The sequence below is a fragment of the Demequina sp. NBRC 110051 genome, assembly GCF_002090055.1.
In the GTDB taxonomy this organism is placed as follows: domain Bacteria; phylum Actinomycetota; class Actinomycetes; order Actinomycetales; family Demequinaceae; genus Demequina.
The window spans coordinates 111,602-137,068 of sequence record NZ_BBRH01000006.1 but is presented as its reverse complement, the minus strand read 5'-3'; the positions used below and the strand labels follow the sequence as shown (position 1 = coordinate 137,068).

Below are 25,467 nucleotides of genomic sequence, written 5' to 3'. Positions count from 1 at the left end.
GGGGCGCGGACGGGACTGAGGGGACCAGACATGACAAGCATCCTGACCGTGTGCACCGGCAACATCTGCCGCTCCCCTGCCGCGGAATTGCTGCTGAAAGAGTACCTGGGCGATCTCGCGACCGTGGGCAGCGCCGGCGTGAGCGCCATGGTGGCGCACGGCATCCCGGCAGAGATGCTGATCTGCCTGGACGGCGCGGGGATCGACGGGCGCGGGCACCAGGCCCGGCAGCTCACGGCGGAGTTGACCTCCGCCGACGTCATCGTCGCGATGACGCACGAGCACCGGCGCGAGATTGTCCAGGAGAACCCGGGGGCGCTCCGGCGCACGCTGCTGTTCGACGAGCTGGTGCATGCCGCTCGTGCCGGCGCCGAGCTAGAGGGCGATACGCCCGCCGAGCGGCTCGCGGACATGCCCGCCGCGATCGCCGCCTTCCGGCCCGAGCTGGCCGGCATGGCGATCGCCGACGTGCCCGACCCGTACCGGCGCGACCAAGCCGCCTACGACGAGTCGTTCTCTATCGTCGAGGCCGGCGTCAAGGCCATCGCCGCGTGGATCAGGGGCTAGGAGTCTCCCCAAGAAAAGGGGGCTAGGAGATCGCGGAACCTTCGCCGGGGTCGCCCTCGGCCACCCACGAGCACGCGAGCGCCTCGGCGGCCGGTACGCAGCCCACGCCGAGATAGTGATAGCCGGGCGTGAGGATGTTGGCCGCGTGGCTGGGCGAGTCCATCCACGCTGCGACCGCCGCGTCAGGCTCGACGTCCATGCGGATGAGGTTCTCCCCCGCCAGCTCCCCGTCGGTGCATTGCGCGGTGAGCGTCGCGTGGGTCAACTTCTCGTCGTCCTTGACCGCGTCGGCACGCTCGGTGGCCTCGGACGCCAGGCAGTCGTCCCAGACCAAGGGCTCCAGATCGTTCTCGGCGCGCACCACATTGGTCTCATCGAACAGCGCCTGCGCGTAGGTGTCCGGATCCGGAAGGTCGACCGGTGCGTCAGCACTGCAGCCCGCGAGGGCTGCCGTTGCCAGGGCGAGCCCGAGTACGGGCGCCAGCCGCCGCACAGGCCTCACTCGCTATACCCCTGGAAGATGATGGAACAGGCCATGCCGGCCACGCCCTCGCCGTCCTCGGCCACGCGGGTGTTGTCCGCGGCCGCGACGGGCACGCAGCCCACGCCAGCGATCTCGAACTGCTCGTCGACCAGGTTGGGGGCCTGGGTAGCCTCGGCGGCCCAGGTGTCGACCACCTCGGTCGCGGTCTGGTCCGAGCGGGAGACGTTCTCGCCCGCGTAGTCGTAGTCGCCGCAGTCGGCCGGCAGGTCCTCGGTGGGGGCCTCCACGGCGCCCAGGAGACCCACGGCACGCTCGCGCGCGTGGTCGGCGAGGCACTCGCTCACGTCCAGGCGGTCCACGTTTTGGTCGAAGCGCAGCACGTTCACCTGCTCGAGGATCTGGTTCTCGAAGGCCGTGGCGTCCGGGAGGTCGACGGCCTCGGAGGAGGGCGCGCAGGCGGCGAGGGCCAGCGTCAGGGCGGCGACGGGCGCGATGGCGAGGCGGCGGAACACGCCCCTAGGGTACGGGGCGCGCGTGGCGGGGCGGTGCCCGCCGGTCAGCACTGCTCGTAGGTGAGCCCGGCCTTCATGAATGCGCCGGTTTGATACGCGTACTGGTAGGCCCAGTCCCACAGCGCAAGGTCCTCGCCCGAGTCGATCATCGACAGCTCGCCGTCAAAGCAGCGCTCCATGTACATCTGGGCGCGCTCGATGTGCGGGGTGAAGGTGATGACGGAGGCGCTGTCCCACTCGTGGGCCGTGACCTCGGACTCGAGCCACTGCGCCTCGCCGCGCGTGGTGAACGGGTCGGGCATATCGCACAGCACCCGGTAGCGGGCAAAGTCGCCAGCCCCGGCGCACGCGGCCTGGGCCAGCGACCACTCGGTCTCGTCGGGGTCCAGCGACACCATGAGGGAGTCGGCGCTGCCGGATTGGAGCAGCTCGAGCGCGACCTGCATGCGCGCGTCCGTGGGCGGGCCGATCACGTAGGCGACGTCCGACTGCTCGGGGGCCGCGTCCACGTCGGGGGTGACGTAGACCTTCCAGCCGGCCGCGGCGATGACGGCCGCCAAGAGCGCGAGCCAGAAGATCCAGCCTACCAGGCGCTTGAGGGTCATGCCTGGGCCTCGGCGTCGACCCGGGCGCCGATGCGCTCGGCCAGCAGCTCCGCCAGGTGCATCCCTCGGGTGCCCGCGAGGTCCTCGGCCTGGGTGCGGCAGCTGACGCCGTCGGCCAGGTAGATCGCGTCCTCGGGGGCTTGGCGCAGGGTCGGGAGCAGCGAGTTCTCGGCGACTGCGACCGACGTGTCGTAGTGGCCCTTCTCCGTGCCCCAGTTGCCGGCCAGACCGCAGCATCCGGCGGTCTCGTTCACGCTCGCGCCGGCGGCCTTGAGCAGCTCACGGTCAGCGGCAAAGCCGGTCACCGAATACTGATGGCAGTGCGGCTGTACCACCGCGGTCACGTCATCCAGTCGTGGCACGCTCCACCCCTCACGTGGCTGTGCGGGTGCCCTCCCCGTGAGCACCTCGGCAAGGGAGAACGTACCGCGAGCGACCGCGTGAGCGCGAGGGTCGTCGGGCAGCAATTCCGTGAGGTCGCCGCGCAGGGTCGCGGTGCAGCTGGGCTCGACGCCAATAATGGGAATGCCGTTGACGGCGTACGGGCCCAGCACCTGGAGCAGGTCCTCGAGGCGACGGCGGGCCCCGTCCAGCTGCCCCGTCGAGATCCACGTGACGCCGCAGCAGGCGCTGGCCTGGGGCACGATGACCTCGAACCCGGCGTCCTCCAGCACCGCCACGATCGCGGCGGGGATCTGCGCGTCCAGGCCGTCCGTGAAGCTATCCGCCCACAAGACCACCCGATTTCCTGCGGCCGATGCCGTGGCCGGCTTACCGCTGCGGTGCGCCTTCGCGACGGCGGACTTCCTAAACGGCGTGGTCGAGAAGGTCGGAAGGGTGCGCCTGCTGTCCATGCCGGCGAGGCTCACCGCGGTCTTCTGGATCCAGCGGGGCTTCAGCGCCGCGTTGATGAGGCCGGGCGCGATGCCGATCGCCTTGAGCCAGCGCGGAAGCCACCCAATGGAGTAATGCGCGACGGGGCGGAGACGGTTCTTGTAGGTGCGGTGGAGCACCTCCGCCTTATAGGCGGCCATGTCCACGCCGCTCGGGCAGTCCGAGGAGCAGGCCTTGCAACTGAGGCACAGGTCGAGCGACTCGCGCACCTCGGGGGCCTTCAGCCCCCCGATGAGCGTGCCGTTGATCGCGTCCTGCAGCACGCGCGCGCGCCCGCGCGTGACGTCCTTCTCGTCCTTGGTCGCCGTGTAGCTGGGGCACATGAAGCCGGAGCCGCCGCCGATGGCATCGGCCCGGCACTTGCCTACGCCCGTGCAGCGGTGGACAGCCTCGGTGAGGTCGCCGTGGTCGTGCGCGAAGGCGAGGCCCGTGTGCTTGGGGGTGGGCTTGGCGGCGGGGCGGCGCAGGTCCCGGTCAAGCGGGGCGGGGTCGACCACCACGCCGGGGTTGAGGTGGCCTTGCGGGTCGAAGAGGCGCTTGATGTCGCCGAACAGCTGGATGGCTTCGGGGCTGTACATGGTGTGGAGCAGCTCGCCGCGGGCGCGGCCGTCGCCGTGCTCGCCGCTGAGCGACCCGCCGTGGCGCGCCACGAGCGCGGCGGCGTCCTCCATGAAGGCACGCAAGGGGCGGCCGTCGTCCTGGAGCGGGATGTCCAGGCGCACGTGGATGCAGCCGTCGCCAAAGTGGCCGAACGGCTGTCCCATCACCCCGTGGTGGTCCATGAGTACGTCGAACTCGCGCAAATAGCGGCCGAGGTTCTCGGGCGGGACGGCGGCGTCCTCCCAGCCGGGCCAGCACTCCTTGTTGTCCACGCTGCGGCCCGCGAGCCCGGCGCCGTCGGCGCGGATGGCCCACAGGCGTGCGGCCTCGGCGGGGTCCTCGAGGACGCGCACGGAGCTGGTGCCCGCATCGGCCGTGATCTTGGCCAGGATCTCGCGCGCCTCGTCTTCGGTGTCGGCGCCCACCTCGACGAACAGCCAGCCGGCTCCCGGCGGCAGCGCCGGGATGGCCTGGTCGCCCTTGGCGGCCCGGATACGGGCGATGAGCCGGGCATCCAAGCCCTCCACCGCGTGAGGCGAGTGAGCCATGATGGGAACCACGGCATCGGCCGCTTGGGGCATGTCCTCGTAGCCGAAGGCGACCGTGAGGCGCACGGGGGCGATGGGGACCAGGCGCACGGTGGCCTCGAGCGTGGTGGCGAGCGTGCCCTCGGTGCCGACCAGGAAACGGGCCAGGTCGCCGCCCAACTCGGGTAGCAGGTGCTGGAGCGAGTAGCCGCTGACCTGGCGCTCGAACCGGCCGAACTCGGTGCGGATCAGCGCGAGGTTCGCGCGGACCAGCTCATCCAGGCCGTCGATCGCGGCGGTGCCCTTGCGCCCGGCGGTGAGGCGGCGGCCGTCGCCGGTGACGACCTGGAGCTCGTGGACGTTGTCGCTGGTCTTGCCGTGGGCGACGGCGTGGGGGCCGCACGCGTTGTTGCCGATGAGGCCGCCCAGCGTGGCGCGGTTGGTGGTGGAGGGGTCGGGGCCGAACCTCAGGCCGTGCGGTGCTGCTTCTTTCTGGAGCTCACTCAGGACGAGGCCGGGCTGGACGCGGGCCGTGCGGGCCTCGGGGTCGAGACCGAGCAGCCGGTTCATGTGGCGGCTGGTGTCGATGACCACGCCGGGGCCGATGGAGTTGCCGGCGACGGACGTGCCGCCGCCGCGCATGGTGACGGGGGCGTTGATGTCCCGGGCGGCGGCGAGGGCGGCCTCGAGGTCGTCGGCGTCGCGCGGGAAGACGACCACCTGGGGCGGGACGCGGTAGTTGGAGGCGTCGGTCGAGTACTCGGCGCGGCGCCGGGGGCTGTCGTCGACCTCCCCGTCCACGCGCGCGCGCAGGTGTGCGGCCAGGTCGGTGCTCTCCGGGGCGATCGTCACGGCGCCATTGTTCCACTGGGCCTGGGCTCCTCCGGCGCGTCTTCGTCGGTTTGAACCGGATCGCGGGCCGGCGGGCCTGGGACACGGGGCGCTGCGGGGGCGATTCACGGCGTGTCGTGGGCCGTTCCGGTTCGCGCTGTCGGGTGGGGGACGACGATCGGGACCGTCTCAGGACGTAGGCCCTTGGTCCCGGTTTTGAGAGCATCGCGCTTTCCGCGCCGATAACAATGTGACTTTTGTCACACGATCGCTCTGGCGTCACATCAGTCACATCAGTCACGCTCTCAAGTTGACCGTGTGACAAATGTCACTAGCGTCATCTGTAAGTGTCACGGCGCTGAGGGGCGCTCTGGGGGGCGCCAGCCGTGGCAAAGGAGGATGCAATGAAGCTGAGGACACATTTCCACATGTGGGTGGCGGCCGTCGTGGCGGCCGCGCTCGCGATGATCGGACTGACGACGGCATCACTGCCGGCGCTCGCCACCGAGACGGACGACACGGTCAAAGTCTGTACGGACATCGTCTCGGGTGACGGCTGGTCGGCGAAGGTCGACGTCAGCGGTGACAAGAAGTCGGTAGAAGTCACCGCTCCCGACGGCAAGATGATCGACAAGTACTGCGTGAAGTCCGCGTCAGTGAACAATGGGTACGGCCCGGAGATCAAGAACGTCGACCCGCCGGCCAAGACGGTCACCATCACGCACTCGTCCGGCAAGGACGTGTCGCACTACATGGTGCATTACGTGCCGCAGGGCAAGCCCACCGTCGAGTACTACTGCGACGGCACCATCACCGCCACCTGGCCGTACGCCTTCGATGGCCAGCACATCAACTTCAAGGTCCAGCAGCTGGACGATGACGGCAAGCCCTTTGGCCCCGAGGAGTCCATCTCCTGGCACTGGGACGTCAACACCCCGGGATACGGGCAGAAGACCTACACGGTGAACTTCCGGGACACCGCGAAGTGGGCCACGCTGAACTGGGAGTACTTCCGGATCACCTTCATCCAGGTCAACGAGCTCGACATCTGGCCTAACTTCGACTGCGGCCAGCCCACACCCGACCCCATGTACGTGTGTGAGTGGGACGCCGAAAATGACTTCGCGGACATCGTCCAGGTTGCCGAGGGCGGCCTTCCTCGCGACCAGGTCGACGAGTCTGACTGCACCCCACAGATGATCAAGATCTGCGTGGCCGACGGCAACGGCGGCTTCGAGAAGGTCTCCGTGTACGACGACGAGGTGGGCTACACCGCCGTCGACCCGAAGAAGTGCGAGACTCCCCCGCCGCCCGTGTGTGAGAACTTCACGGAGAACGAGATCGCGGCCATCGAGGAGATGGGCTACGAGCTGAAGTTCAAGCGCGGCTCCACCACCGACTGCTACTACTACGTCTACGTCTGCTGGAAGGTCGACCAGGGCGTCGACAGGCTGGTCGAGGGCTACCAGGCCGTCGTCACCCAGGCGAACTTCCCGCAGAAGTGGCTGGCCGAGGGCGTCAGCAAGGAGGCCCTACTGGACAACGGCGACTGTGGAGTGCCGGTCTGTGCCGTGGACCAGTGGATCCAGCTGGACCGCTACCGGATCGACGGCACGTCGGACCAGGGGGTCCTCGACAACCTGCGCAGCACCAAGCTCCTGACGTGGCCCAACGGTGGCAAGCCCGCCGATGACGCCATCTGGACCCCCGAGATGGTCCACTGGATCATCAAGATCGAGAACTCGGGCGAGTGCGAGCCACCGCCGGTGGACTACTGCGTGTTCGACACGGAGACCGGTGAGGCTTCCCACGCTTCGCTGCCCGCCGCGACCGACCCTGCCTCCCAGGACTGGGACCACTACGTCCTGTGGGAGAACTACTCCGAGCAGGCCCCTGTCCCCGCCGGCTGCGAGCTCACCAACGACGAGTACTGCCTCCCCGACGGCAACGGCGGATACGAGTACGCCACGCTGTGGGAGGGCGACCCCGCCATCGACACTGCGGTCGACGCCAAGTACTGCGGCCCCGTGGTCACCATCTGTGAAGAGGGCGAGGGCGGCTGGTACGGCCAGGACTACTACGAGGAGGACCTCCCCAAGGAGTACACGGAGTGGACCGGCGACGCCCGCGACTGCTTCGACGTCTCCGACAAGGTGAAGATCTGCCACGCGACCGAGTCCGACCAGAACCCGTTCAACAACATCGAGATTTCCTTCAACGCGATCTTCAACGGCTCGCAGTGGGAGTTCGACTTCGACAACGGTCACGGCACCGACAACGGCACGCATGATGCCGACATCATCCCGCCGTTCAGCGTCGAGAAGAACGGGTACACCATCAGCTACGACGGCAAGAACTGGCCCGAGGCGTTCGAGGGTGAATCCGGCTGGGAGGCCTGGCTCGAGTACTGGGCCAACGACTGCGCCACCCCCGTCACGCCCAGCGCCGGTGGAACGCACACCGACCTGACCTGCCTCAACCCCGAGTTCGGCGGCTTCGACTACCAGGCCGTGATCGGCTCCTTCCAGAGCCCCATCACATTCCGCCTGGTCAAGCTGGGCGAGGGCAGCAATGAGCTGATCGGCACCTACGGTCCGTTCATGCCGGAAGATGAGGTCGACATCAGCGAGGCCGACCTCATGCCGGGCACCTACCGGATCACAGGAATGTCGGTCCCGACGTTCCAGGCGTCCGGCTTCGCCCAGCCCACGCTCGTCGAGATCAACCCCTACGCGCTGTTCACGTACGAGTTCACCATCGACGAGCCCGACGAGGACTGCTTCGACATCGACAGCTCGTACGTCGAGGCCATCTGCTCCGAGGGCGCGCCGCTGATCAACTGGATGGTCGACCTCAACGACCCGGCCGCCCAGCTGCCCAACGAGGCGAGCGACCTCACCGAGATCACCATCACGTTCTCGAAGGAGGGCTTCGAGCCCTGGTCCACCACCGTGGCCATCGACCTGGCGGACTACCCGCTGTGGTCCGGCCAGATCGCGTGGCCCGGCTTCGGTACCGACGGTGAGGGCAACCCCACCGCGTGGCCCGGCTGGGACTACATCGACGGCCTGCTGCAGAACGTGGGCACCGACAACTACGGATGGACCCGTGACGGCGCGACCGTGACGGTCCAGCTGAACCCGGAGACCGAGATCACCGGCGTCACCTACCCCGCCGCCGCGGGCGACTGTGAGCCTCCCGTGATCGAGGTCTGCGAGTACACCGACGGGGCTGCCCAGATGGTGACCTACTACGGCGAGGCCCCCGCGGGCGCCATCGAGTGGGTCAACGGCCTGGAGTGCACGCCCATCCAAATCTGCTCCGAGGCGGATGGCGAGTGGTCTCCCCTCACCATCATGGAGTCGATGTTCAACTCCGAGACCGACCAGCTGTGGGTGGATGGCATGTTCGCCGGCGGCTGTGAGGAGCCCGCGGAGCCCACGCTGACCGGGTCCTTCATCGGCGGCACCTGTGTGGCCGATGCCCCGTGGCTGTCCTACAACATCGTGGTCAACAACCCCGATGACCAGCCGCTCGAGGGAGTCGAGGAGGGTGAGGAGCCGATGGCCACCATCACCTTCGTCAACCCCGACGGCGAAGACTACACCCTGCCGGGCACCTACCCGCTGGGCGAAGGCCGGATCCTCTGGCCCGGAGCGGCCGTCGCACCCGCGGCGGGCTACACCGAGGACCAGATCGACCCGACCAACGGTGACACCTTCGTCGCCACGGACTGGCCCGGCTGGGTCCAAGACGAGGACGGCGAGTGGCTCCCGGTGGACGACCCCCAGGACAACTTCGGTTGGACGCGTGACGGCGTTCAGATCCTGGTCCAGGTCAACCCCGAGACCACGGTGACGGTGAACTACCCGCCGGCCACCCCGACGTGCTCGGCCAACCCGCCGACCACCACCACCGTGGTGCTCGACGCCCCGCCGCTCACGCCGGCCACGCCGACCAAGGTCGCCGACGCCCCCAAGCCCGTGGCTGTTCGCGTCGCGAGCGTCACGTACACCGGCTGACACGCACCCCTGCATCTGTCAGCCGGAGGGCCCCCTCCCGCGAGCCTCAGCCTCGCGGGAGGGGGCCCGCCTTACGCGGCGGTGAGGTCCGCGGCCTGGTCGGAGATGTAGACCGGGGTGCCCAGCGGGATGCCGAACTCGGTGACGAGCTCCGTGATCGCGTCGTTGGCCATGCGGATGCAGCCCGAGGAGACGTAGCTGCCGAGCTTCTCGGGCTCGTTGGTGCCGTGGATGCCGATGATCGCCTCGCCACCGTTGAACTCGTCCAGGACCGGCGAGTAGCCCGAGAGGCCGTAGGCGAAGGGGCCGTAGACCCCCTCGGGGTTGGGCGGCTGCAGGAGCTCGCGGATGTAATAGACGCCGCCGGGGGTGGGGCGGTCGTCGCGGCCCACGCCCACGTCGGTGGTGAAGACCTCGTCGTTGCCCTGGAACAGGCTGAGCGTGAAGTCCGTCAGGGAGATCTCGAGCCGGTAGGACGTGGCGGTGAGCTGCTCGTCGGCCAGCGGGATCCAGCCGGTGGAGCCGTTGGGGCGGATGGGCAGGTAGACCTCGGCCCAGTCGTCGCGCAGCTCCTTCACCAGGAAGGTGAGGGGCGTCTGGCCGGGGGCCGTGAGGACATCCTCGGCGGCGACGGTTTGGGTGACGGTGCCGTCGACCTCGTCGTAGACGTCGACGCTGTCGCTGGGCGCGGTGACGATGTAGCTGGCGGCGGTGACATCGACGTCGCCGCCCTGGGGCGAGGTCTCGACGTCCGGCGCAGTAATACTCGGCACGGGCGCCGAGGTCGCCGACGTCGAGACCACCGGCTCCGGATTGCCGCTGCAGCCGGCGAGGATCAGGGCGGACGCGCCCACGAAAGCCAGCGCGCGCATCGGCCTGTTCATGCTTTGCCTCCAGGAGCGTGGCGCCCTCACGACACGCCCCATCAGCCTAGTGACGAATGTCACTGGTGGCTACCGGCCGAGGGGCCGTTTAGTACGCGCCGCGGCCCGCGACGATGGCCCAGCCGGTGCGGGCCAGGATGACCAGGTCGCCGGCGATGGACCAGTTCTCCGCGTAGTAGAGGTCGAGGCGGACGGACTGCTCCCAGTCCAGGTCCGAGCGGCCCGAGACCTGCCACAGGCCCGTGAGGCCAGGCTTCACCAGCTGGCGGCGCCCCACGTTCTCCTCCCACTGCTCCACCTCGCGCGGCAGCGGCGGGCGCGGGCCCACCAGCGACATGTCGCCCTTGAGGACGTTGATGAGCTGTGGGAGCTCGTCGATGGAGAAGCGGCGCAGGATCTTGCCCACGCGGGTCACGCGCGGGTCGTCCTTCATCTTGAACAGGACCTCGTTGCCGGCGTCCACGCCCTGCTCGGCGTGGAGGGCGGCCAGGCGCTGCTCGGCGTCGGTGTACATGGAGCGGAACTTGTACATGGTGAACAAGCGGTGGTCCACGCCCACACGGATCTGCTTGAAGAGCACCGGGCCGGGGCTCTCGATCCTGATCGCGAGCGCGACGATCGCCATGGGGATCGCGAGGATGACCAGGCCGAGGAAGGCGGAGATCCTGTCGATGGTGTTCTTCAGCGCGTAGCGGCCGCCCTCGAAGCGGGGGGCGTCCACGTGCATGAGCGGCAAGCCGTCCACGGGGCTCATGGACACGCGGGGGCCGGCGACGTCGACGATGGTCGGCACCACGATGAGGCCCACGCCGGTGCCCTCGAGCTCCCAGCCCAATTCCTTGGTCTCGCGCAGGGAGATGGCGTCGGTGCCGGCCAAGATCACGTACTCGGCGTTGGCGTGAATGGCGTGCTCGGCGGCGTCGTCGGCGCCGCCCAGGACGGGCACGCCCTCGATGGTCGTGTGCTTCGCGGCGCCCTCGCCCGGGAGGCACGCGCCCACGATGGCGTAGCCGGCGCGCGGCACGGAGTGGAGGCGGCGGATCATCTGGCGTACGGTCTTGGGTGGGCCCACCACCACGCACTGCGCCTGGAGGTAGCCGGCGTCGCGCTGCGACTTCACCAGCGAGCGCCACGCCACGCGGTAGATCACCAGCATGAGCGTGCCGAAGGGGATGGCGAAGAGCAGGTAGCCGCGGCTGATCTGCCACTGGGTGAGGAAGCCCACGATCGCGATGCCCGCGAACACCAGCCACGAGGCATGCATGACGCGCTGGAACTCCTCCGGGCCGTGACCCAGGACGGCGGCGTCGCGGGACTTGGTCCAGCCCAGGAGAATCACCCAGACCACCACAATCGCGATGGTCACCAAAAAATACGCCGGCGCATTGTTCCCCTGCACCGGGATAAAGGGCTCCCAGCCGAATCTCACGCCATGCGCGAGGACCATCGAAAGGGTGACGACAAAGGCATCGGACCAGGCCAGGCGGCGCTCGTACTTCTTGGCCCAGCCTCGCCGGCCATGCATGCGCTGCGTGCTGGGCTGCATCAACGGCACGGCGCCGGTCACGTCTGCCGGCTGCATGCCGGTCGCTTCCTTGGCCTCTGCCACCGTGGCTCCCCCCACTGCACTCTCCCTCAAGAGTTTTTTGTTACGGCGTCAACAATAGCGGCGCATTCTGACAATGGCGGGCCGACGCGTCCCGACCACCGCGCCGTACGATGCCAAGGGAGGGCTGGGGAACGGAGAGGCGATGGGTGACACCTCGCGCAGTGAGAGCGACTCATGGAGCGCGCGGCTGCGGCACGCCTCCGCATCGCTGAGCAACCCCGCGTCGCTCAAGGGGCTTATTCTCGCCTCGGCGGGTGGGGCGGTGCTGCTCCTGCCCGGCCTCGCCACCGCCGCCGTGAGCGCCGTCGTGGTGATCGCCTTCGCCCTGGTCGGGGTGCTCGATGTGGCGTTCGCCTTCGGCGCCCGTCGCCGCGTGCGTCGCGCCGGCAATCGCGTGTGGTCGCTCACGCGTGGGCTGATGTCGATCGCGTTTGCGGTGCTGTTGGGCGTGGCCGCCTTCGCGTTCGACGCCGGGGCGGAGATCGGGCTGAGGCTGACGGTGCTGTTGGTCGGTTTCTATGTCGTCGTCCGCGGCCTGGCCTTCGTGATCCGCGCGACCGCTCGACGCGACTCGTCGCATCGAGGCGTGCGCATCACCGGCGGCATCACGGCCGTCGCGCTGGGCGTGCTCGCCGTCGTGTCTCCCGAGACCGTGACGAGCGCGATCATCTCCGGCGCGGCCGTGGTCGCGCTCCTCCTGGGTCTCATCCTCATCACCTGGGGCCTGCGGCGTGACGAGGGATCCGCGCCAGTGGCGGCGGACCCCGACTCCGACGGCATGCTTGCGGTGCTCTGGGATTGGATCGTCGGCTCAGACATTGGTCGTGAGCGCCGCATCGAGCTGGCGGACTCGCTGTACTACGAGAGCCCGGCACGGCTGTCGAAGCGGTCGTCGTGGTGGGTCATGCTCGTGCTGTCGGTGGCCATCGCCACCTACGCCGTGCTCGCCGACTCCACGGCCGTCGTGATCGGCGCCATGCTCGTCGCCCCACTGATGATGCCGATCCTGGGGCTGGCGGGCGCCATCGTGAACGGGTGGGGACGGCGCGCGGTGGACTCCGCCGTCATGGTCGGCCTGGGCGTCACGGTCTCGATCACCCTTGCGTACGGGCTGGCCGCATGGGCACCGGTGGCCGTGACATTCGACACCAACACCCAAATCGTCTCGCGCACCAGCCCCACCATCCTGGATATGTTGATCGCCATCGCCGCCGGCGCGGCGGGGGCGTTCGCCACGGTGGACAAGCGCGTGTCCTCGTCGATCGCGGGCGTCGCGATCGCCGTCGCGCTCGTCCCGCCGCTCGCCGTCGTCGGCGTCGCACTGGGCGGTGGGCGTATGGACGATGCCGCGGGCGCCTTCCTGCTCTTTCTCACCAACTTCGTGGCGATCGTGCTCGCCGCATGTGCCGTCTTCGTCCTCACCGGTTTTGCCCGGCCATGGGCGCTCCAATCCCGGGCCTCCGGCATTCTCACCACGGTCATCCCGTTCGTGGCTCTCGCACTCGTCGTCATGGTGCCGCTCATGTTCACCTCACGCGGACTGGTCGCCACCGCCGCGGTCGATGCACAGTCGCAGGAGATCGTCGAGGAGTGGCTGGGAGACGACTCCCCCTTCACGGTCGAGTCGATCGACGTCACCGCGACCGAGGTCACCGTGTCCCTGGTAGGCGCGGGGAACACCCCTCCGGCCGAGCAGTTGCAGGACGGGTTCTACGACTCGCTGTTTCGCCGCCTCGCCGTCACCATCCGTGTGACGCCGGTCGAGGTCACGCACCTGCCCGCGCCCACGCCCTCGGCGGGGCTTGTCGAGGAGCGCGACTGACCGGCCGCACTCAATAGGACGCGGGCGGGCCCTCGTCTCCGTCGGGCGCACCCCACTCGGCGGCCACCTGTTCCGTTGCGCGCGCGAGGATCGCCACGTCGGCGGCATGCAGCACGAACCGTGCGCCGGCCTCGATGTAGGCGCGCGCCTGATCGGCGACGAAGGCGTTGACGCCGATGGGCTTGCCCTGGCTCGCGATCCCCTCGAAGGCGCGCAACACGGCCGCAACCACATCAGGGTGCCCCTGCTGGCCCAGCAGCCCCATGCTCGCTGCCAGGTCGCTGGGGCCCACGAACACCCCGTCGACGCCGTCGACGGCGGCAATCTCGGCAGCGTTGTCCACGGCCTGCGCCGTCTCGACCTGAACGAACACGGACACGTGGCTCGCGGCATCGGCGAGGTAGCCCTCGACCCGGTTCCACCTGGCCGAGCGCGCCAAGGCGCTGCCCACCCCACGGATGCCGTGGGGCGGGTAACGGGTGGCGGCCACCACGCCTACGGCTTCCTCGGCCGAGTTCACCATGGGCACCAGGATGTTCTGCGCGCCCAGGTCCAACACCTGCTTGATCACCACCGGGTCGGCGGTGGGGATCCGCACCAGCGGCGTCGCGTCGTAGGCGGCGACGGCCTGGAGTTGCGCGAGGACCGACTCGAGCCCGTTGGGGCTGTGCTCCATGTCGATGAGCAGCCAGTCCACGCGCGATCCGGCGCAGATCTCCGCCACGAGCGGGGAGCCCGAGCACACCCACACGCCCGCGAGCGCGCGGTCGGTGGACGCGAGACGCTCGCGCAGGGTCGGTGCTAGATGAAGCGGCATCTGACGTCTCCCAGACCCTTGTACTCGCACACGACCTCGTCGCCCTTCTCGACCCACATGGGCCGGGTGAAAGAGCCCGCGAGGATCAGCTCGCCGGCCTCGAGCCGGTCGCCGTGCTGGTGAAACTTGTTGGCCAGCCACGCCACGCCCGTGGCGGGGTGGTCGAGCACGCCGGCCGCGACGCCCGTCTCCTGGATCTCGCCGTTGCGGCGCAGCAGCGCGGCGATCCAGCGCAGGTCGATGTCCTCGGGCCTCACGCGTGTGTCCCCCACCACCATGGCGCCGTAGGCGGCGTTGTCGGAGATGGTGTCGACAATCGTGCGGCCCTCGAGCTCGATGTGGCTGTTGAGCACCTCGAGCGCGGGCACCACGTAGTCCGTGGCCGCCAACACATCCTCGAGCGTGCAGTCGGGGCCCTCGAGCGGCGCCTTCAAGGCGAAGGCGAGTTCCACCTCGATGCGCACGTTGAGGAAGTCGCCGTGGCGGATCTCGCTGCCGCTGGCGTAGACGGTGTCGTCAAACATCACACCGTAGTCGGGCTCGGTGATGCCCGTCGCGGCCTGCATCGCCTTGGACGTCAGGCCGATCTTGCGCCCGGCGATGCGCCGCCCCTCGGCGAGCGCCTTGTCGCGCCACGCGGCTTGGATGGCGTAACTGTCCTCGACGGTGGCGTCGGGGTAGCGCGCGGTGATGCGCTCGATGACCGCATGGTCGCGTTCGGCGGCGGCGAGCTGAGCGGCGATCTCGTCGCGTGTGGCGGCGTCGAGGCTCATGCCTCACCCCGCTCGCGCTCGAACCTGGCCTTCCACTCGTCGTTCATGGGGAACAGCCCCACGATGGGGTGACCCTCGGCGACCCGCGCCGCGATCCAGGCATCCTTATCCTCCTGGGCGAGGGCGGCATCGGCCACCTCCTCGGCGATCCCCGGCGGGATGACCACGATGCCGTCGGCGTCGCCCACCAGCACGTCGCCGGGCTGCACCGCCACGCCGCCGCACGCGATGGTGAGGTCGAAGTCCCACGGCACGTGCCTGCGGCCCAGCACCGCGGGGTGCGGACCGGCGGCGTAGACCGCCAGGCCGGTCGCTGTGACGGCGTCCCAGTCGCGCACGCCGCCGTCGGTGACGATGCCCGCCGCGCCGCGCGCCTTCGCACGGATCGCGAGGATGTCGCCCAGGGTGCCGGACCCGGTCTCGCCGCGCGCCTCGATGACGATGATCTCGCCCTCGTCGACCGAGTCGAAGACACGCTTCTGCACGTTGTAGCCGCCCGCGTGCTCCGCGAAGAGGTCCTCGCGGTGCGGGATGAAGCGCAACGTGCGGGCGGTCCCGACGAGCTTCACGCCGGGGTTCAGGGGCGTGACGCCTTCAATGGTGACCTCGTTCATCCCGCGCTTGCGCAGCTCGCCCGAGAGCGCCGCGGTGGGCACCCGGTGGAGCTTCTCGCGCAGGGCGGGGGCGAGCGTGGGCCCGTGCGCCGGGGTGGACGCCGACTTCTCTGTCATCCGTGTCTCTCCTCAGCGGCTCAGTGGAGCTGCAGGTAGTCCTCGAGCGTATCGGGGGTCGCGGTCAAGGTGGGGTCAATCACGTTCTCGCCAGGGAACTCGCTCGCCTCAAAGAACCAGCGGCGGCTGGCGGGCATGCCCCACTGCTGGGCGCGCTTGGGGTTGGACACGTCCCAGCGGATGGGCTCGTCCTCGAGGTCGATGAACTGGTAGTGCGTGGTGAACAGCTCGATGCGGTGCTGATCGGGGTCGCGCAGGTACAGGAACAGGGCGTTCGAGATGCCGTGGCGGCCGGGGCCGCGGTCGATCTCCTGGCCGAACCCGCGGGCGCCGGCGACGTCCGCGGCGTGGATGATGTGCGTGGCGTCGGGCACCGTGAACGCGAAGTGGTGCAGGCGCGGCCCGCGGCCGTTGGTGAACACCAGGTCGTGGGTGTTGCCCTTGACCTCCATCCACGAGCCCCACAGCTCGTCGGTGCCGTCCTTCGCGGTGTACTCGCTCATGCGCATGCCCAGGCCCGTCCAGAAGTCGGTGGCCTCCTGCACGTCATACGTCACCACCTGGTAGTGGTCCAGGCGCTGCGGGGCGCCGGCGACGAACTCGTCGAAGGAGGCCATCTTGCGCTCCACGAGTGACATCTCGGAGGTGATCTCCATGAGCGTGCCCACGGGGTCGCGGAATCGCAGGGTGGGGCCCTGGTGCTCGACCTCGACGCGCTCGTACTCGATGCCCACCGCCTTGAAGTACTTTTCCGCGTTCAGCACGTCCTGCGCCTCGCGGACCCTCAGACCCACGCGGTGCGCCTTGGCCTCGGGCGAGAACTCCAGCACCAGCGAGTGGTGGGCGGCCTCCTCGAGCCCGCGCAGGTAGATCGCGGTGTCCGTCTCCTCGGTGACCACGAGGCCGATGGTGTCCCGGTAGAAGTCGCGGCTGGCCTCGAGGTCGGTGCATCCCAGGCGGACGTGGCTGGCCCGCGTGATGTCGAAGGCGGGCTCGCGGTTGGTGGTGGGCAGCGTCATCGCTGACTCCTCTCGATCGACGGTGATCCGATGGGTCCAGTGTGCGGCGCCCTCGCTATACAGGGAAGTTCGACTTTCCTGGGTGAGGTATAGCCTTTCGCTAATAGTTAACGCGTTAAGGACCGCGAGAGGGAACCCCATGGAGCTGCGCCACCTGCGGTACTTCGCCGCCGTCGTCGAGACCCGCTCCCTCACCGCCGCCGCCGAGTCGCTGCACATGACCCAGCCGCCGCTGAGTGTCGCGATCCGCAAGCTCGAGAAAGAGCTGGGCGTGCAGTTGCTCGACCGCACCGGACGCGGCGTCACGCCCACCGCCGCAGGCCGCACCCTGGTGGAGCGCGCCGCCCAGCTGCTGGGGGACGCCGACCAGATCGCCGCCGACCTGTCCCACTTCGCCGAGGGTACCGCCGGCACCCTCACGCTCGCCGCCGTGCCGGCGCTCCTGTGGGGCCCCGTCCCGCGCCTGCTCGCGGCCCACGCCGCCGCCGCCCCCGAGGTCGAGATCCTCGTGACCGACCCGCCGCCGTGGACCGCCATCGACCGATTGCAGTCGCGCAAGGCCGATGTCGCCGCCGTCTTGGTCGCCGACGCCGCCCGCTTCACCGAACGCCATCGGGGCGAGCTCACCGTGACGCCGTGGCTCGAGGTGCCGTTGGTCGCCGTCTTGCCGCCCACGATGGCCGATGCCCCCTCCCCCTTCCCGCTCGAGAACTACGCGGGGCGCACGCTTGTGTTGCCACGACGCACCGCCGCGGTGGCGAGTCTCCCCGAGGCCGTCGACACGACGCTGGGCGACCATGGCATCGTCCCCGCGCGCATCCGCACCGCCGAGACCATCCAGACATCCTTGCCGCTCATCGAAGCAGGCCTTGCCTGGGGGATCCTGCCCGCGGCCGATGCCGATGCCCTGTCCCGCTTCCCCGTCACCGTCCGGCCCCTCACGCCCCACCCGGCGCCGCTGGCCGCTCTGCTGCTGACCCGGCCGGGCGCCGAGCGCGACCCGGCGGTGGCGCGGCTGCTGGCCACGGCATCGGCCATACGAGATGATGGCGTGCCTGGCATCCGGTGGATCTCACACGATCTGCGATATGATCCCGGGAGGCTTCCGCGCGTGTCGATCCCCGGCTACGCGACACCGGCAAACCGTCTCAACGACGAGGCGATCAAGGAGGGCACGACGTGGCCGTGAGCAAGGCCGACCAGGCGTACGACATCCTCCGGGCGAAGATCATGGATGGGACCTACGGACCCGGATACCGCCTGGTCATCGACCAGTTGGCGCGCGAGCACGGCATCTCCTCGGTGCCGTGGCGCGAGTCGCTACGCCGGCTCGAGGCCGAGGACTGGGTCGACATCGTGCCCAACGTCGGCGCGCTCGTAAAGACGTTCGACACGCACTCGTGGGAGCGCACCATGCGGCTGCTCGCGCGTCTCGAGGGGCTCGCGACCGCGCTGTCGGCACAGCAACTCACCGCCGACGACATCGCCCACGCCCGCAGCCTCAACGCTCAGATGCGCGACGCGCTGGCCAACTTCGACACTGCGCGCTTCGGCAAGCTCAACCGCGCGTTCCACGAGCACCTGTGCTCGCGCTGCGACGACGACCGCCTCAACACCCTGGTGCACCACGAGTGGACCCGGCTCGAGCTGATCCGCCGCTCGGCGTTCTTCTACGCGCCGGGCCGCGCGCTCGCATCATTGTCGGAGCACGACTCGATCCTGGACCTCATCGAGGGCGGCGCCGACTTCGAGATGATCGAGACCGCCGCACGCCGCCACGAGGTCAACAACCTCAACGCGGTCATGGAGGACGACAAGAAGCGCGCCGCCGAGAACGCGCTCGAGGGAGAGCGCACCGCCTGACTCCCCCTACGCTCGTCCTGTGAGCTCGCAAGGGACGGACGCGTGAAGGGCCAGGCAGCCCGCGTCGCCGGCGTGCCGGTGGTGCACTGGAACGCGCGCGCGTCCGTGGGCTCCGGCCCGGTGCTGCGCCGGGTGCGCTGGCCGCACCGGCGCGCGAACAACTTTGGCGACCTGCTGGGGCCGCTCGTGGTGCGGGCGCTCGTGGAGAGCGCGCCAGGCGAGGTGGGCGCGGGCCCTGCCGCGGCTTCGGCCCGGCTGCTGACCGTGGGCTCGATCCTGCACCTGGCCCAGCCGGGCGACGTGATCTGGGGCACGGGCGTCAACGGCAAGGTCCCCGAGTGGTCCTACCGGCCACGCGAGCTGGACCTGAGGGCGGTGCGCGGGCCGCGCACGGCGGCGGCGCTGCGCGAGCGCGGGCTCGACGTGCCTGACGTGTTCGGCGACCCGGGAGTGCTTGCTCCCGCGCTTTTGGGGATCGAGCGCGCCTCGGCGCCGCACGGGGTGGTGTTGCTGCCCAACCTGCACGACGAGAACCGGTGGCGCGACCTTCCCGGCTACATGAGCCCGCGCCGGCCGGTGGCCGAGGTCATCGCGGCCGTGGCGGGCGCGGAGGCGGTGATCGCCTCATCCCTGCATGGGATCGTGATCGCCGATGCGCTGGGTGTGCCGAGCGCCGTGGTCCGGCCGCGCGCCGAGCCTCCGTTCAAGTACCAGGACTATTACGAGGGCACGGGCCGCGAGGCTCCCGCGTTCGCCGCCGACCCCGACGCGGCGCGAGCGGCCATCGCGGAGCCAAACCTGGACCTCGCCGCGATCACGGCGCCCCTGCTTGCTGCGTTCCCGTGGGACCTGTGGGGCGCGGCGGCCGGCGGGCACACGGACTCCGCCCGATGATCGGCCACGACGCCGTCCTCGCGGACCTCTCGCTCGAGATCTCCGCAGCGGACCTGCCGCAGGTCCAGTCGGCGGCCGCGCGACTCGGTGGCGGCGCCCGCGTGCACGTCACGGCTCTCACGACCGAGACCCACGCCGACCGCGTCGCGACTGCCTCCGAGCTCGTCACCCACGGCCTCACGCCCGTGCCGCATCTGGCGGCGCGCCGGATCGCGTCGGCCGAGGCGCTCGAGTCCATGGTGCGGGACCTCGCGCATGCGGCCGCAGCGGAGTCGGTGTTCGTCATCGGCGGCGACCCGCGCACCCCCGCGGGGACGTTCGACAGCGCACTGTCCGTGATCGAGACCGGCGTGCTCGCGCGCCACGGGGTGCGCGAGGCGGGCATCGGAGGCTACCCCGAGGGCCATCCCGACATCCCCGACGACGTCCTGTGGGACGCACTGGCCCGCAAGGCCGCGGCGCTGGCCGATCAGGGCATCGCGGGCTCGATCACGACGCAGGTGTCCTTCGACGCCCCCGCCGTCCTGGCCTGGATCGCGCGCGTGCGCGAGCACGGCATCATGCTGCCCATCCGTGTGGGGGTGCCGGGCCCCATGGGCGTCGCGAGGCTGCTCGCGTTCGCGAGACGCATGGGCATCGCCTCCACCGCGGGCCTGGCACGCAAGTACGGCGCGCAGCTGGGCGGCATGCTGGGCACCGCGGGCCCCGACGACTTCCTCGACGCGCTCTTCGGCGGGCTCGACACCGGCGTCCACGGCGAGGCGTCGACGCACCTGTACACGTTCGGTGGGCTGGGCGCGACGCTCGACTGGATCGGCGCCCGCTAGCCCGAATCGGTTTGGCCCACGGTTGTGACAGGTGAGGTCAAGGGGGACGGTGTGCATGCCACACCGTTCCCACCCGTCACGTGCGTCACAGTTGTGGGCCAAACCGATGGCGGAGGGGACTAGCGCAGGCGCGCGAGGAAGGCCTTGCCGTAGTCGTTGCCGTGGGGCAGGCGCAGCGTGGTGTGCACGTGGAAGCGCTGCGGTACCTCGTTGGTGAGCCACACGCCCGCGTGATGGTCAAGCTCCGCGATGATCGAGGGCCCGTGAATGCGCAGGTAGAACGGCTGCGATCCGTCCGTGGCGCCGTACCAGGCCAGGCGGGTCTCGCCCCACCAGCGCTCGACATCCGCCAACGCCAGCTCGCGCTGAGGCTCGGGCAACAGGAGCAGGAAGTCCTCGACGATCTCGAGCAGCAGCTCGCGCTGGGAGTCGTCGAGCCCAGTGACCGGGAGGCCCTCGAAGGGCACCACGCGGTTGTCGCGGAAGGCGCCGGCGACGTGGCGCTCGTCGGCGGGGTGCACGCGACCCTCGGGCATGGCGGGGTCCAGCACCGACTGGTAGACCACGGCGGCCGAGCGCTGCGCGTCCGGCAGCGAGGACGCGAGCGCGATCGCGAGCGCCTCGCGGTGCGCAAACAGCGGCACGCGCTCGTCGGCAAGCGCCGGTTCGGCGCCCAGGAACACCGGAGCGATCACCTGTCGCCCACCCACGAACACGCAGTTAATGTCCACGTGGTGGCCGAACAGCTGGAAGCCCCACGGCTCGGTCGCGCTGGGCTCACCGAAGAGCGAGAACCAGTAGGAGCGGTCGTTCATGATGCGCGGCAGGTCCGTCAGATCACCGAGGAAGCCGTTGAGCTCCATGGCCTCGGCCACGCGCGCGAAGCCCTCGGGGCTGAGGGCCGCCTCGACCACGCCCAGCGCGGCATCGGCCTGAATGAGCGCGAGCTCCTCGAGGCGAAGGCCCACCTCGTGGATCACGAACTCGGGGTTGGACCACGCCCGCCACTCGGGGGCGTCGATCGGGTACGAGACCGCCTCGACCTGGGGCTGGTCGAGGGTCTCGAGCAGGCGCCATGCCGCGCGGGCGGCCGCCTCCTGCTCGGGCGAGCCGGTGCCGGAACTGACAGCGGCATCGGCCCATACCTCGGGCCGGACCGTGCCGTCCTCGGTGAGGCCGCGGAAGGGCTCGTCGTAGAGCGCACGCCAATCGGCGAGGAGCTCCTGGACGAACCAGGGCGAGCGCTTGGCCGCGGAGAAGTCCCTGAACGACATGCCGCGCCACTGCGACAGTTCGTCGTCGCTGGGGTCGAGGACGAAGGACCGGTACGAGTCGGAGGTGACCGTCACGGCCTCGTCGCGCGCCGCCACGCGGGCGGTGGTGAAGAAGCCGTCGAGGTCCGTGCCCTCGCTCTGGCGCGCCATCATGCCGCCAGCGTCGCCTGGCGGCGACGGTCACGCGGGTGGGAGGCGGGCGTCGCGGCGAGCAGCGCGCGGGTGTACTCGTGCTCGGGGTGTGAGAACACCTGCTCGGCGTCTCCCTGCTCCACGAGCACGCCCTTCTTCAGCACGCCGATGCGGTGCGAGATATGCCGCACCACCGCGAGGTCGTGCGCAATGAACAGGTAGCTCATGCCCATCTCGGTCTGCAGGCGGTCCAGCAGGTCGATGATCTGCGACTGGGTGGACAGGTCCAGGGCGGACAGCGCCTCGTCGCACACCAGCAGGCGCGGTTCGAGCACCAGGGCGCGCGCGATGGAGACGCGCTGCAGCTGCCCGCCGGACAGCTGCGAGGGGTAGCGCTCGAGGTGACCCTCACGCAGGCCCACCTGCTCGAACGCCTCGACGGCGCGCCGATGGCGCCTGGCCGCGTCTCCGATGCCGTGACGCTTCAGCGCATCCGTCACCGACCGACCCACCGTGTGGCGGGGGTTCTGCGACGCGATGGGGTCCTGGAACACGGCCTGCACGTCCGAGCGGTACGACAGCGGCGTGTTCTTCCCGAACGTCGAGATGTCGGTGCCGTCGAACAGCACGCGGCCCTGCGTGACGTCGGCCAGGCGCAGGATGGCCTTGCCGATGGTGGACTTGCCCGAGCCGGACTCCCCCACCAGGCCGTAGGTCTCGCCCGCGCCGATGTGGAAGGACACGTCCTTGACCACGGTGAGGGTGTGCTTGCGCCACGACCCGGCCTTGGAGACCTCGTAGTCGATGTTGAGGTTGCTCACCTGGAGCAGCGGTGCGCTCATGTCTCACACCTCCAGCGTGTGGTTGCGGTCCTGCGCGGCCGGGTGGGACGCGAGCAGGCGGGCGGTGTATTCGTGGCCGGGGTGGTCGAAGATCTCGGTCACCGGCGCGGTCTCGACCACGTCGCCGTGGTAGACGACGGCCACGCGGTCGCAGATCTCCGCCGCCACGCCCAGGTCGTGGGTGATGGCGATGATCGCCATGCCCATCTCCTCGCGCAGGTTCAGCAGCAGGTCGAGGACCTGCGCCTGCGTGGTGACGTCGAGGGCGCTCGTGGCCTCGTCGGCGATGAGCACTTCGGGCTCTCCTGCGAGCGCCAGGCCGATGGCCACGCGCTGCGCCATGCCGCCTGAGAACTGGTACGGGTACTGGGTGAGGCGGCGGGGCGCCTCGTCGACCCCCACCAGGTCCAGCAGCTCCGCGGCGCGGGCCTTCGCGGCGGCCCGTGACATCGAGTGATGCGCCTGCAGTACCTGCGTCATCTGGCGGCCCACGGTGTGCACCGGGGAGAGGTTGGCCTGCGGGTTCTGGAACACCACGCCCAGCTGGCCGCCCAGCACCGCATGGTGATCCTTCTGCGAGCCGGCCGCGAGATCCTTGCCGTTCAGCAGCACCTGGCCGGACTCGAGCCTCACGCCCGCGGGCAGCAGCCCCAGCGCGGACTTCGCGATCATCGACTTGCCCGAGCCGGACTCGCCCAGGATGCCGAGAATCTCGCCCTTGTTGACGTGCAGGTTCGCGGCGTTGACCAGCGTGGTGGTCCCGCCGTCGGGACGGTCGGCCACCACGGTGAGGTCGCACAGATTGAGGACGGCCGATGCCGTGGCCGGCTCGGCGGTTTCCGTCACCACCGCGGGGGCGGCCGCCGGCGACGCTGGCGCCGTACGGGCCGTGTCCGTAGGGACTGTCGCCGTACGGGAGGCGACGTCGGTACGGGCGCCGGCGGGCGCATCGGCCGCCTGGACGACGACCTTCTTGCCGATCAGCGAGCGCTTCATACGGGAGTGGCGCCGGCCCGAGAGGGCGTCGTTGATGCCGTCGCCCAGCAGGTTGAACGCGAGCACGGTGAGCACGATCGCGAGGCCGGGGGCGATGACCATCCAGCCGTGATCGGCCTGGTTCTCCGCCGCGAAGCGGAGCATGCCGCCCCACGAGGGCTGGTCGTCGCTGAGGCCCAGGCCGAGGAACGACAGCGCCGCCTCGAGCTTGATCGCTGAGCCGAGGAACACCGCTCCCTGCACCGCCATGGGGCCGGCGAGGTTGGGCAGGACCTGGCGGAAGATGATCTGGGTATTGCTGTGGCCCACCACGGTCGCGGAGTCCACGTAGAGCTTCTTGCGCTCACCCAGCGTGATGGCGCGGGCGATGCGGGCGAAGTTCATGCAGAAGATCAGCCCGATCGCGAAGATCAGGATGCCGATGCCGCGGCCCAGGATCGCGATGACCACAAAGCCGACCATGAGGCCGGGCAGGGCATCGGCCATGTCCATGATGCGCGAGCCCAGGCGGTCGTACCAGCCGCCCTTGTAGCCCAGGATGAGGCCCATCGGGATGCCGATCAGCATCGCGAGCGCGACGGAGCCGACGGCCACGATCAGCGCCGTGCGGGCGCCGTAGATGAGCTGGCTAAACAGGTCGCGGCCCAGGGTGTCCGCGCCCAGCCAGTGCGCCGCCGTGGGGCCAGACATGGACGCCGAGGTGTCCGTCTGGTCCGGCGGGTAGGGGGCGATGAGCGGCGCGAACACCGCGCAGATCACCACGATCGCGATGATGACGATCGCGATGAGGGTCGAGGGCTGCGTGGCCAGGCGCTTGACGGCCTGGACCGCGCTCGACGCCTGCTTGCCCGACGGGGAGGAGGCGGCGGGATCGCCGACGGTGACGGCGCTGACCTGGGTACTCACTGGGGCCTCGCTTGGGGGTTGATGAGTCCGTAACAGACGTCGAGCAGCAGGTTCACGGCGACCACGATGATCGCGGTGACGAGCACGACACCTTGGACGACGGGGAAGTCCTGGCCGATGACGGAGGTGAGCATGAGTCCGCCCACGCCTGGCACCGAGAAGACCGCCTCGATGACAAAGCTGACGCCGATCAGGATCGCGAAGGTCACGCCGGCAGAGGCGAGCACGGGGACCAGGGCGTTCTTGATGCCGTAGCGAAGGATGATGGTGCGCCGGGGCACGCCCGCGGCGGTGAGGGTGTCGACGTACTCGGACGCCATCGCCTTGACCATGGCCGCGCGGGTCTGGCGGGCGATCATCGCGCCGCCGGTGATGCCCAGCGCGAGCGAGGGCAGGATGAGGCCGCGCAGCCACATCAGCGGGTCGTCCGTGATGGGGGTCCACGCGAGGATGGGGATCCAGCCCAGCTGGATCGCAAACACCGAGGTGAGGATGAGGCCCATCCAGAACTCGGGGATCGCGAGGCCCACCACGGTGCCGCCGGTGATGACGCGGTCCTGGATGGTGCCGGGCCGGGTGCCGGTGTAGACGCCCGCGGCGATGCCGAGGATCAGCGAGACGACCATGCCACCCGCGACCAGGGAGAGCGTGGCGCCCACGCGGTCGGCGAGGAGGTCCGTCACCGGGATGCCGAGCCGCATCGAGGTGCCCAGGTCGCCGTGCAACAGGCCCGAGAAATAGGTCCCGAGTTGGGTGAAGAACGGCTGATCGAGTCCCAGTTGAGCCTCAACCTGCGCGATGGCCTCCGGAGTCGCCGCGTCGCCAAGGATGGCGGCGGCGGGGCTGCCGGGGACCAGGAAGGTCAGGGAGAACACCAGCAGGCTCACGATCAGCAGCTGCGGGAGCGTGAACGCGAGCCTGTAGGCGACGAGCTTGCCCAAGGTGATCCGTCCTTACGTCGTTGTAGGGGTGAGGGGGGTGGTGCTGCGGTGCGGTCCGCGGCGTGAGCCGCGGACCGCGCCGACTGCCTAGCGAA

At 69.8% G+C, this 25,467-nt stretch carries 20 protein-coding genes and 1 pseudogene; 7 read left to right on the top strand and 14 right to left on the bottom strand.

The window, feature by feature from the left end; translation table 11 throughout:
• The first annotated feature begins 30 nt into the window (after positions 1–30).
• Entirely contained in the window at positions 31–567 is a 537-nt protein-coding gene (locus B7K20_RS00560; RefSeq protein WP_084099565.1) for a hypothetical protein, read from the top strand.
• 22 nt (positions 568–589) lie between these two features.
• Here the strand turns inward: B7K20_RS00560 and B7K20_RS00555 are convergent, their stop codons facing one another.
• The 4 genes from B7K20_RS00555 to B7K20_RS00540 are packed head-to-tail and all read right to left on the bottom strand — an operon-like array spanning position 590 to position 5,041.
• Positions 590–1,060 (bottom strand): CAP domain-containing protein, encoded by a 471-nt coding sequence (locus tag B7K20_RS00555; RefSeq protein WP_159449271.1) that lies wholly within the window; start codon positions 1,058–1,060, stop codon positions 590–592.
• 5 nt (positions 1,061–1,065) lie between these two features.
• A complete protein-coding gene (locus B7K20_RS00550) occupies positions 1,066–1,563 on the bottom strand; it encodes a CAP domain-containing protein (protein WP_159449270.1) in 498 nt (165 codons plus the stop codon).
• 44 nt (positions 1,564–1,607) lie between these two features.
• On the bottom strand, positions 1,608–2,168 hold the full coding sequence (locus B7K20_RS00545; RefSeq protein WP_084099562.1) for a hypothetical protein: 561 nt from the start codon (positions 2,166–2,168) through the stop codon (positions 1,608–1,610).
• Entirely contained in the window at positions 2,165–5,041 is a 2,877-nt protein-coding gene (locus B7K20_RS00540) for an FAD-binding and (Fe-S)-binding domain-containing protein (protein WP_084099561.1), read from the bottom strand. The genes B7K20_RS00545 and B7K20_RS00540 overlap by 4 nt, the downstream gene beginning before the upstream one ends.
• Before the next feature lie 383 nt (positions 5,042–5,424).
• Here B7K20_RS00540 and B7K20_RS00535 point away from each other — a divergent pair, with 383 nt between their 5' ends.
• Positions 5,425–9,042 carry a hypothetical protein gene (locus B7K20_RS00535; protein WP_144018446.1) on the top strand — a complete coding sequence of 1,206 codons (3,618 nt, stop codon included), beginning with the start codon at positions 5,425–5,427 and terminating at the stop codon, positions 9,040–9,042.
• Positions 9,043–9,113: 71 nt separating this feature from the next.
• On the opposite strand, the gene B7K20_RS00530 is transcribed toward B7K20_RS00535, so the two are convergent.
• Together B7K20_RS00530 and B7K20_RS00525 are read right to left on the bottom strand one after the other, a co-directional pair.
• Positions 9,114–9,914 (bottom strand): L,D-transpeptidase, encoded by an 801-nt coding sequence (locus B7K20_RS00530; protein ID WP_159449269.1) that lies wholly within the window; start codon positions 9,912–9,914, stop codon positions 9,114–9,116.
• Between the two features lie 100 nt (positions 9,915–10,014).
• Entirely contained in the window at positions 10,015–11,565 is a 1,551-nt protein-coding gene (locus B7K20_RS00525) for a sugar transferase (protein WP_144018445.1), read from the bottom strand.
• A gap of 112 nt (positions 11,566–11,677) precedes the next feature.
• Here B7K20_RS00525 and B7K20_RS00520 point away from each other — a divergent pair, with 112 nt between their 5' ends.
• Positions 11,678–13,357: a DUF389 domain-containing protein gene (locus B7K20_RS00520; protein ID WP_159449268.1), complete on the top strand. Its 1,680-nt coding sequence runs from the start codon at positions 11,678–11,680 to the stop codon at positions 13,355–13,357.
• 10 nt (positions 13,358–13,367) lie between these two features.
• Here B7K20_RS00520 and B7K20_RS00515 read toward each other — a convergent pair whose 3' ends face one another.
• The 4 genes and pseudogenes from B7K20_RS00515 to hpaD form a co-directional block, all read right to left on the bottom strand.
• Positions 13,368–14,174, bottom strand: coding sequence for an HpcH/HpaI aldolase/citrate lyase family protein (locus tag B7K20_RS00515; RefSeq protein ID WP_084099556.1), 807 nt, complete (start codon positions 14,172–14,174; stop codon positions 13,368–13,370).
• Positions 14,159–14,947 (bottom strand): 2-keto-4-pentenoate hydratase, encoded by a 789-nt coding sequence (locus B7K20_RS00510; RefSeq protein WP_084099555.1) that lies wholly within the window; start codon positions 14,945–14,947, stop codon positions 14,159–14,161. Before B7K20_RS00510 ends, B7K20_RS00515 begins: the two co-directional genes overlap by 16 nt.
• Positions 14,944–15,642: pseudogene (locus B7K20_RS00505) on the bottom strand (hypothetical protein); the annotation flags it as partial. The gene B7K20_RS00510 and the pseudogene B7K20_RS00505, both read right to left, overlap by 4 nt.
• 56 nt (positions 15,643–15,698) lie before the next feature.
• Positions 15,699–16,697, bottom strand: coding sequence for a 3,4-dihydroxyphenylacetate 2,3-dioxygenase (gene hpaD / locus B7K20_RS00500; protein WP_084099553.1), 999 nt, complete (start codon positions 16,695–16,697; stop codon positions 15,699–15,701).
• A 139-nt stretch (positions 16,698–16,836) separates the two neighbouring features.
• Between hpaD and B7K20_RS00495 the strand changes: the two genes are divergently transcribed.
• From B7K20_RS00495 to B7K20_RS00480, 4 genes are read left to right on the top strand one after another with little or no spacing between them, the layout of a single operon-like run.
• Positions 16,837–17,886, top strand: coding sequence for a LysR family transcriptional regulator (locus B7K20_RS00495; RefSeq protein WP_159449267.1), 1,050 nt, complete (start codon positions 16,837–16,839; stop codon positions 17,884–17,886).
• On the top strand, positions 17,877–18,560 hold the full coding sequence (locus tag B7K20_RS00490) for a GntR family transcriptional regulator (protein WP_234985638.1): 684 nt from the start codon (positions 17,877–17,879) through the stop codon (positions 18,558–18,560). The genes B7K20_RS00495 and B7K20_RS00490 overlap by 10 nt, the downstream gene beginning before the upstream one ends.
• 42 nt (positions 18,561–18,602) lie before the next feature.
• Positions 18,603–19,454 (top strand): polysaccharide pyruvyl transferase family protein, encoded by an 852-nt coding sequence (locus B7K20_RS00485; RefSeq protein WP_234985637.1) that lies wholly within the window; start codon positions 18,603–18,605, stop codon positions 19,452–19,454.
• Positions 19,451–20,281 carry a methylenetetrahydrofolate reductase gene (locus B7K20_RS00480; protein ID WP_084099551.1) on the top strand — a complete coding sequence of 277 codons (831 nt, stop codon included), beginning with the start codon at positions 19,451–19,453 and terminating at the stop codon, positions 20,279–20,281. The genes B7K20_RS00485 and B7K20_RS00480 overlap by 4 nt, the downstream gene beginning before the upstream one ends.
• Positions 20,282–20,400: 119 nt before the next feature.
• Here the strand turns inward: B7K20_RS00480 and B7K20_RS00475 are convergent, their stop codons facing one another.
• Genes B7K20_RS00475 through B7K20_RS00460 form a run of 4 tightly spaced genes read right to left on the bottom strand, consistent with a single transcriptional unit; the run spans position 20,401 to position 25,372 of the window.
• On the bottom strand, positions 20,401–21,708 hold the full coding sequence (locus tag B7K20_RS00475) for a DUF3500 domain-containing protein (protein WP_084099550.1): 1,308 nt from the start codon (positions 21,706–21,708) through the stop codon (positions 20,401–20,403).
• Positions 21,705–22,529, bottom strand: a complete 825-nt coding sequence (locus B7K20_RS00470) for an ATP-binding cassette domain-containing protein (RefSeq protein ID WP_084099549.1) — start codon at positions 22,527–22,529, stop codon at positions 21,705–21,707. The genes B7K20_RS00475 and B7K20_RS00470 overlap by 4 nt, the downstream gene beginning before the upstream one ends.
• A gap of 3 nt (positions 22,530–22,532) precedes the next feature.
• Complete coding sequence (locus B7K20_RS00465; RefSeq protein WP_159449266.1) at positions 22,533–24,431, bottom strand: dipeptide/oligopeptide/nickel ABC transporter permease/ATP-binding protein; 1,899 nt, start codon at positions 24,429–24,431, stop codon at positions 22,533–22,535.
• Positions 24,428–25,372, bottom strand: coding sequence for an ABC transporter permease (locus B7K20_RS00460; protein WP_084099547.1), 945 nt, complete (start codon positions 25,370–25,372; stop codon positions 24,428–24,430). The genes B7K20_RS00465 and B7K20_RS00460 overlap by 4 nt, the downstream gene beginning before the upstream one ends.
• Positions 25,373–25,467: the final 95 nt, after the last annotated feature.